This is a genomic window from Bradyrhizobium sp. SHOUNA76 (assembly GCF_023006445.1).
In the GTDB taxonomy this organism is placed as follows: domain Bacteria; phylum Pseudomonadota; class Alphaproteobacteria; order Rhizobiales; family Xanthobacteraceae; genus Bradyrhizobium.
Genome location: NZ_JALBHA010000353.1, coordinates 1 through 6,997, shown reverse-complemented (window position 1 = coordinate 6,997; position 6,997 = coordinate 1). Strand labels below are relative to the sequence as shown.

General features: G+C 63.2%; 8 protein-coding genes. 7 read left to right on the top strand and 1 reads right to left on the bottom strand.

Annotated elements, in window-relative coordinates:
- The 3 genes from MOV74_RS27180 to MOV74_RS27170 all read left to right on the top strand — a co-directional run.
- Nucleotides 1-716 (top strand): CoA transferase (locus tag MOV74_RS27180; RefSeq protein ID WP_246929612.1); only part of this gene is annotated, 716 nt, incomplete at its 5' end.
- Between the two features lie 291 nt (nucleotides 717-1,007).
- Nucleotides 1,008-1,205, top strand: a complete 198-nt coding sequence (locus MOV74_RS27175) for a hypothetical protein (protein ID WP_246929610.1) — start codon at nucleotides 1,008-1,010, stop codon at nucleotides 1,203-1,205.
- Between the two features lie 336 nt (nucleotides 1,206-1,541).
- Nucleotides 1,542-1,985, top strand: coding sequence for an SRPBCC family protein (locus tag MOV74_RS27170; RefSeq protein ID WP_200454286.1), 444 nt, complete (start codon nucleotides 1,542-1,544; stop codon nucleotides 1,983-1,985).
- A 135-nt stretch (nucleotides 1,986-2,120) separates the two neighbouring features.
- Here the strand turns inward: MOV74_RS27170 and MOV74_RS27165 are convergent, their stop codons facing one another.
- Nucleotides 2,121-3,452 carry an Hsp70 family protein gene (locus tag MOV74_RS27165; RefSeq protein WP_246929608.1) on the bottom strand — a complete coding sequence of 444 codons (1,332 nt, stop codon included), beginning with the start codon at nucleotides 3,450-3,452 and terminating at the stop codon, nucleotides 2,121-2,123.
- Nucleotides 3,453-3,806: 354 nt separating this feature from the next.
- Between MOV74_RS27165 and MOV74_RS27160 the strand changes: the two genes are divergently transcribed.
- From MOV74_RS27160 to MOV74_RS27145, 4 genes are all read left to right on the top strand, one after another.
- Entirely contained in the window at nucleotides 3,807-3,944 is a 138-nt protein-coding gene (locus MOV74_RS27160; RefSeq protein ID WP_164934547.1) for a hypothetical protein, read from the top strand.
- A 463-nt stretch (nucleotides 3,945-4,407) separates the two neighbouring features.
- Nucleotides 4,408-5,415, top strand: a complete 1,008-nt coding sequence (locus MOV74_RS27155; RefSeq protein ID WP_404979182.1) for a Bug family tripartite tricarboxylate transporter substrate binding protein — start codon at nucleotides 4,408-4,410, stop codon at nucleotides 5,413-5,415.
- An 85-nt stretch (nucleotides 5,416-5,500) separates the two neighbouring features.
- On the top strand, nucleotides 5,501-5,998 hold the full coding sequence (locus MOV74_RS27150; RefSeq protein ID WP_246929606.1) for a tripartite tricarboxylate transporter TctB family protein: 498 nt from the start codon (nucleotides 5,501-5,503) through the stop codon (nucleotides 5,996-5,998).
- Nucleotides 5,999-6,041: 43 nt separating this feature from the next.
- The coding region (locus MOV74_RS27145) for a tripartite tricarboxylate transporter permease (RefSeq protein WP_246929605.1) at nucleotides 6,042-6,997 on the top strand (956 nt) is incomplete at its 3' end.

Genomic DNA, 6,997 nt, shown 5'->3' with positions numbered 1-6,997 from the left:
ATTCCGGCAAGGGCCAGCGCGTCACGGCCGCGATGCAGGACGGCGTGCTCAACCTCGCCCGCGTCAAGCTGCGCGACCAGCAGCGCCTCGCCCATGGCCCGCTCAAGGAATACAGCCAGTTCGGCGAAGGCATTCCGTTCGGCGATGCCGTGCCGCGTGCCGGCAACGATTCCGGCGGCGGCCAGCCCGGCCGCATCCTGAAGTGCAAGGGCTGGGAGACCGATCCCAACGCCTACATCTACTTCATCACCCAGGCCCCGGTCTGGGAGAAGATCTGCGACGTGATCGGCGAGCCGACCTGGAAGACCGACCCGAACTATTCCAAGCCGGCCGTCCGCCTGCCGCGGCTGAACGAGATCTTCGCCCGCATCGAGCAGTGGACGATGACCAAGACCAAGTTCGAGGCGATGGAAATCCTCAACAAGGACGACATCCCCTGCGGCCCGATCCTGTCGATGAAGGAGATCGCCGAGGACCAGTCGCTGCGCGCGACCGGCACCGTGGTCGAGGTCGACCACCCCACCCGCGGCAAGTACATCTCGGTCGGCAACCCGATCAAGCTGTCGGATAGCCCGAGCGACGTCGAGCGCTCCCCGCTGCTCGGCGAGCACACCGACGAGATCTTGCGCTCGGTGCTCGGCTTCAGCGACCATCAGGTCGCCGAGATCCACAAGTCCGGCGCCCTCGACCCGCCGCAGAAGCAGGCCGCTGAGTAAGCGGATTGAGCAAGGAAAGGAGAAGGCCGCCGGTTTCGGCGGCCTTTTTGTTCGCGCCGAAGGAACCGAACCGCGGGCCGGCCGTTACTCTTCGACCGGGATCGCTCTCAGAAGTGCGAGCGTACCGCCTCCACGGCGAGTGACCAAGCGTCACGCCATAGACCCGCCCACACTGAAGAAACAGCCACCCTCCCCCGCAGAGGGTGAGGAGGCAATCCATATCGGCTTGCCGGCGGGAGGCGCCTCGTCACCGCTCGCGGGGACACGCCCATTGATCGAAGTGAGGCTGAAATGTTGAGAGATCAATCCTCTGATCGCGCCAAGCGCGAAGCCAACAAGGCGTTCAAGCCTGTTAAAGCGCAGAAGCCGATGAATGACTATACAAAGGACCAGCACTCCTTCAACGAGAATCGCGAACGACTCAAGGCGGAGCGATTGGCCCGCGAGGCAAGGTCGAAAGACCTGCCCGGAAAAGACCTGCCGGAATAGGAAACGTCCTGTCGCTGGTTACGATCTCACACCCAGCACCGATACCGATGAAGGCTTCCGAAATCGACGCCTGACCTCGGCCTGGAGCATCGAGAGAACGAGCGCGGATCGCGTTGGACCAGCACGGCGGATGCCCAAGGCTTCTTCGTGGTGTACGAGCTGGAGCAATACGAGGTCACAGCGAAGGGATATCTCGACCAGCTCAATGCGCCGACGCCATGCTCCAACAAAAAAATCCGACACCCCTGTCGGATCGGTGCCACCCCGGTCGTCCTCGTGACATGAATGGGCCATAGACGCCAATCTCGGGCCCATCAAACACTGAGGATAACAACCATGCCCAGCACTGTCCGCCTGCATCGCGTTCTCGCCACCAGCCCGGAGAAAGTCTATCGCGCCTTCCTCGAGGCCGATGCGATGGCGAAATGGCTTCCGCCGAACGGCTTCACCTGCACCGTGCACCATTTCGAGCCCAAGGTCGGGGGCACGTTCAAGATGTCGTTCCGGAATTTCACCACGGGCAACAGCCATTCGTTCGGCGGCGAATATCTCGAGCTCGTGCCGGGCGAACGTCTCCGCTACACCGACAAGTTCGACGATCCCAATCTGCCAGGTGAGATCCAGGTCACCGTGATCCTGAAGAAGGTCTCGGTCGGCACCGAGATCGACATCACGCAGGCCGGCATCCCCGACGTCATTCCGCCGGAAGCCTGCTATCTCGGCTGGCAGGAATCGCTGCGCAATCTGGCGAAGCTGGTCGAGCCCGAGATCAATCAGTAGCGAAGGGTCTCGTAAGGTGGGCAAAGGCGCACTTGCGCCGTGCCCACCATTCGTCTCTAGTCGTGTACAGGACGTGGGCACGCTTCGCTTTGCCCACCCTACGGCGCCGGTAAGAGCGCGCTCCGTCGTCGATCGCTACCCGCCCGCCTTCGCCCCAATTCCGCCCCCCGCCGTCCAGCGATCCGGGTCCGGACTGTGTCCGATCAGCGCGAGGCCATAGGCGATCGACTCGAACTGGTCGCCCGACATCAGCCGTTCGTTGCCGAACCGTTCGGCGAACAATTTTCGGACGGCGGGCACAAAAGAAGTGCCGCCGGTCAAGAACACCTTCTCCACCTCGCGCGCGGTGATACCGGCCTCGCCAAGCACCTTGTCGACGGTGGCTCCCAGCCTGGCGATGTCGTCGGCGATCCAGGACTCGAAATTCTTCCGTGTGATGGCTGCGCCGATGTCGACGCCGCCGCCTTTGAAACGGAAGTCGACCTCGTCCTGCACTGAGAGCGCAACCTTGGCATCGGACACCGCGCGATACAGCGAAAAGCCAAGGTCGAGATCGACGATGGTGATGAAATCCTCGAGCAGCTCCGGCTTCAGCGCGGTGCGCGCAAGCTCCCGCAGCTCGCGCAGATCGCCGTTGCTCTTCATCATCGCCAGTTGATGCCAGCGCGCGAGGTTGGTGTAGTGGCCGCTGGGGACCGGAAGCACCTTGTCGAAGGAGCGGAAGCTCGAGCCTTTGCCCAGGCGCGGCGAGACGACGTGGTCGACGATGCGGTAGTCGAACGTGTCGCCGGCGATGCCGATGCCGGCATGGCCGAGCGGCTCGGCGCGCAGGTGACCTCCCGTGCGCGAGAAGCGCATCACGGAGAAATCGCTGGTACCGCCGCCGAAATCCGCGACCAGCACGGTGGCATCGCGCTCCAGCCTTCGGGCAAAGGAGAACGCCGCCCCCACGGGCTCGTAGACATAGCGAGCGTGGCCGGCGCCAAGGCGCTCGAACGCGGCGCGGTAGCGCTGCATCGCCAGCACCTCGTCGGGATTGCCGCCGGCAAAGCGCACGGGGCGGCCGACCGTGATGGTCGACGTCTCGAAGCCGAATTTGTCGCCGCCATGACGCGCCAGCGTTCGCAGGAATGCCGCCAGGATGTCCTCGAACTTGAAGCGCTGCCGGAAAACTTGCGTGGTGTTGAAGCTGCTGCTCGCAGCGAATGTCTTGAACGACTGCAGGAAGCGGTAGACGTGGCGGCCTTCGAGGAACTGCTCGATCGCCCACGGGCCGCCCTCGGCCTGGGCGCCGGCGCCCGGCCGGTCCTCCCAGAAGCACAGCGCCGACACGTAGACGCTGTGGCGCTGTCCGCCATGGTCGAAGCGGATGGCTTCGACCCGGCGGTCGTCCGCCGCGATGGCTACGACCGTATTGCTGGTCCCAAAATCGATGCCGATCGAGACGGCGGGCGAGGCGCTCGACATGAACCACTCTGACAGTTGATTGGATAAGGGGGCGGACCACTAGCCGCTTTGCATGTCCGTGCCAAGGCCGCCTATTGCAGTGCGGCCGGAACCTGGCATCGACTGCCGTGAGATCCCGCCTCGGACCAGATGATTCGGCCCGCTTTCCGGCCTTTTGGCAATGGAAAGACCCCGCAATCGACAGGAACCAGCAATTTTATGTCCGAAACGGCCCCGTTAACCCGGCATTATGCTGCAATGCGAGACGTCGCATGCTGCTATGCAAACAAGATCATAGACAGTGGCATCTGGTATACATAGATTGCCCTTCGAAATGAGACAGCAAGACTGACCGTCTCAAGAAAGGAATTTCCGATGTCCAAGACCGCTTCCGTTGCTCTCGCTCCCTCCTCCTCGCTGTTCGCCCGCCTGATGGCCGCGATCGACAGCCTTCTGATGGCGAGCGCCGAGATTTCCAACCACAACGGCGACCTGCCGCGTTTCGGCCTGTAAGCAAGGCCTTGCCCGCCCCGCCGAGCGGCAGGCCGGCAGATCCCGCAGACACTACGTGCGAGCAAATGGCCCCAATCGGGGCCATTTTGCTTTTGCGTGCTTGCTTGGCTCCCCGGCGCACAACTGCGACGATTGGTCCGCCGGGGTACCTGCCGATCCGATTGTTTGTCCGCTGGCATCTCGCATACCATTCGACAACGAACAATGGATTGCACAATCAAAGGTGTAAGGCGGGGAAATATAGCGCAAGGCGGGAACCGGCCGAGGGGCACATCTGCCGCGAACCTTGGCGAACCTTAGCCGAAAGGAGCGGATGCCGCGCGTTGTCCCTGCTCATACAGTTTCTATCGGGACCGCCATGGGAGATCGACCGCAAGGGTGACCCAGGCACGTGAAGTGAGATGGGCTGACGCAAGCCGACAAAGAGCGGCTGCGTTCGAGGTTCGACAGGGAGAGAAACAAGATGAAGCCATTCGTTCTGAATGTCGCTCTGGCGGCAATCGCGATGTCGTGCGCCAGCAGCACAGCAAGCCGTGCGGCCTGGGAGCCGGTCCGTCCGGTCGAATTCATCGTGCCCGCGGGCACTGGCGGCGGCGCCGATCAGATGGCACGCACCATCCAGGGCATCGTCACCAAGCACAATCTGATGAAGCAGCCGCTGGTGGTCATCAACAAGGCCGGCGGCGCGGGCGGCGAAGGCTTCCTGGATGTGAAGACGTCGTCGGGCAATCCTCACAAGATCATCATCACGCTGTCGAACCTGTTCACGACGCCGCTGGCGACGGGGATTCCGTTCAACTGGAAGGATTTGACGCCGGTGGCGATGCTGGCGCTCGACGAATTCGTGCTCTGGGTGAACGCCGAAAAGCCGTACGCCACCGTCAAGGACTACGTCGACGCGGCGAAGAAGGCGCCGGCCGGCTCATTCAAGATGGGCGGCACCGGCTCCAAGCAGGAAGACCAGATCATCACGGTCGGCATCGAGAAGGCGATCGAGGCGAAGTTCACCTACATTCCCTACAAGGGCGGCGGCGAAGTCGCCGTTCAGCTCGTCGGCAATCACGTCGATTCGACCGTCAACAATCCGATCGAGGCGGTCGCGCAATGGCGCGGCGGCAAGCTCCGTCCGCTCTGCGTCTTCGACGCCCAGCCGATGGCCTATGACGAGCCGATCGCCGAGGGCAAGGCCTGGAAGGATATTCCGACCTGCAAGTCGCAGGGCCTCGCAATGGAATATCTCATGCTGCGCGGCATCTTCATGTCGCCCAAGGCCACCAAGGATCAGGTCGAATATTACGTCGAGCTGTTCAAGAAGGTCCGCGCCACGCCGGAATGGCAGGATTTCATGAAGAGCGGCGCCTTCAACACGACGTTCCTGGCTGGCGCCGACTACGCCAAGTGGATCGAGGCGGAGGAGAAGCGCCACGAGGGCTTGATGAAGGACGCGGGCTTCCTCGCGTCGGCAAATTGACGGGGATATCGACGGCGGCCGAGGACGCTGGTCGTCCTCCCGTCTGCCGTGACCGCGAAAGACCGCAATTCCGCCTGGAGGTCCCATGACTGAACGATCCGGATCCGCATCTGGCCCGGCGCACAAGACGCTGGAAATCGGCATGGCGCTGCTGATCGGCGCCTTCGGCCTGGTCGTGATCTTCGGCAGCCTGAAGGCCGGCATCAACTGGGGCGCGGAGGGCCCGCGTGCCGGCTTCTTCCCCTTCTATGTCGGCGCCGCCATCGTCGGCGCAAGCGCCATCAACGTTTGGAGCGCGCAGCGCGACGACGACGGCCGGCTGTTCGCAGAATGGGCACAGCTTCGCCAGGTCATGAGCGTCGTCGTGCCCACCACGATCTATGTCGGATCGATGCCGTTCATCGGCCTCTACGTCGCCTCCATGGTCTTCATCGCCTGGTTCATGCGCTGGCTCGGCGGCTATCGCTGGCTGACGGTCGCCGCGGTCGCTATCGGCATGCCGGTCGTGACCTATCTGGTTTTCGAGCGCTGGTTCCTGGTCCCGCTTCCCAAGGGGCCGCTCGAGGAATGGCTCGGTCTGTAACAGCTGCGCCGTCATCCCCGTTATTGCTGCAGGACGTATCGACATGGAAGAGTTGGCCAATCTGTTTCACGGCTTCGCGGTCGCCCTGCAGCCTTACAACATCATGCTGATGATCATCGGCATCACGCTCGGCGTCATCATCGGCGTGCTGCCGGGGCTCGGGGGCGCCAACGGCGTCGCCATCCTCCTGCCCCTGACCTTCAGCATGCCGCCGACCTCGGCGATCATCATGCTGTCCTGCATCTATTGGGGCGCGTTGTTCGGCGGCGCCATCACCTCGATCCTGTTCAACATACCCGGCGAGCCCTGGTCCGTGGCAACCACCTTCGACGGTTATCCGATGGCGCAACAGGGCAAGCCCGGCGAAGCCCTGACCGCCGCCTTCACCTCCTCCTTCGTCGGCGCGCTGTTTGCCGTCATCATGATCACGCTGGTCGCACCCCTCGTCGCCGGCTTCGCGCTGCGATTTGGTCCGGCGGAGAAGTTCGCGGTCTACTTCCTCGCCTTCTGCAGCTTTGTCGGCCTCAGCAAGGAGCCACCGTTCAAGACCATCGCGGCGATGATGATGGGCTTTGCACTCGCGGCGGTCGGCCTCGATTCGATCACGGGACAATTGCGGCTGACTTTCGGCGTCACGGAGCTGCTCAACGGATTCGACTTCCTGATCGCAGTGATCGGCCTGTTCGGCATCGGCGAGATCCTGCTGACGATGGAGGAAGGCCTGGCGTTCCGCGGTGGCAACGCCACCATCAACCTTCGGGTGGTCATTCAGACCTGGCGAGAGCTTCCTACCTACTGGATGACCTCGCTGCGCTCCTGCCTGATCGGATGCTGGATGGGCGTCACGCCCGCCGGCGCAACGCCGGCCTCCTTCATGAGCTACGGCATCGCCAAGCGCCTGTCCCGCCGCGGCAACAATTTCGGCAAGGGTGAGATCGAAGGCGTGATCGCGCCGGAGACGGCCGCGCACGCCGCGGGCACCTCGGCGCTGCTGCCGAT

Coding starts and splice junctions, on each gene's coding strand:
- MOV74_RS27175 (WP_246929610.1), top strand. CDS start 1,008: ATGTTGAGAGATCAATCCTCTGATCGCGCCAAGCGCGAAGCCAACAAG.
- MOV74_RS27165 (WP_246929608.1), bottom strand. CDS start 3,452: ATGTCGAGCGCCTCGCCCGCCGTCTCGATCGGCATCGATTTTGGGACC.
- MOV74_RS27170 (WP_200454286.1), top strand. CDS start 1,542: ATGCCCAGCACTGTCCGCCTGCATCGCGTTCTCGCCACCAGCCCGGAG.
- MOV74_RS27155 (WP_404979182.1), top strand. CDS start 4,408: ATGAAGCCATTCGTTCTGAATGTCGCTCTGGCGGCAATCGCGATGTCG.
- MOV74_RS27150 (WP_246929606.1), top strand. CDS start 5,501: ATGACTGAACGATCCGGATCCGCATCTGGCCCGGCGCACAAGACGCTG.
- MOV74_RS27160 (WP_164934547.1), top strand. CDS start 3,807: ATGTCCAAGACCGCTTCCGTTGCTCTCGCTCCCTCCTCCTCGCTGTTC.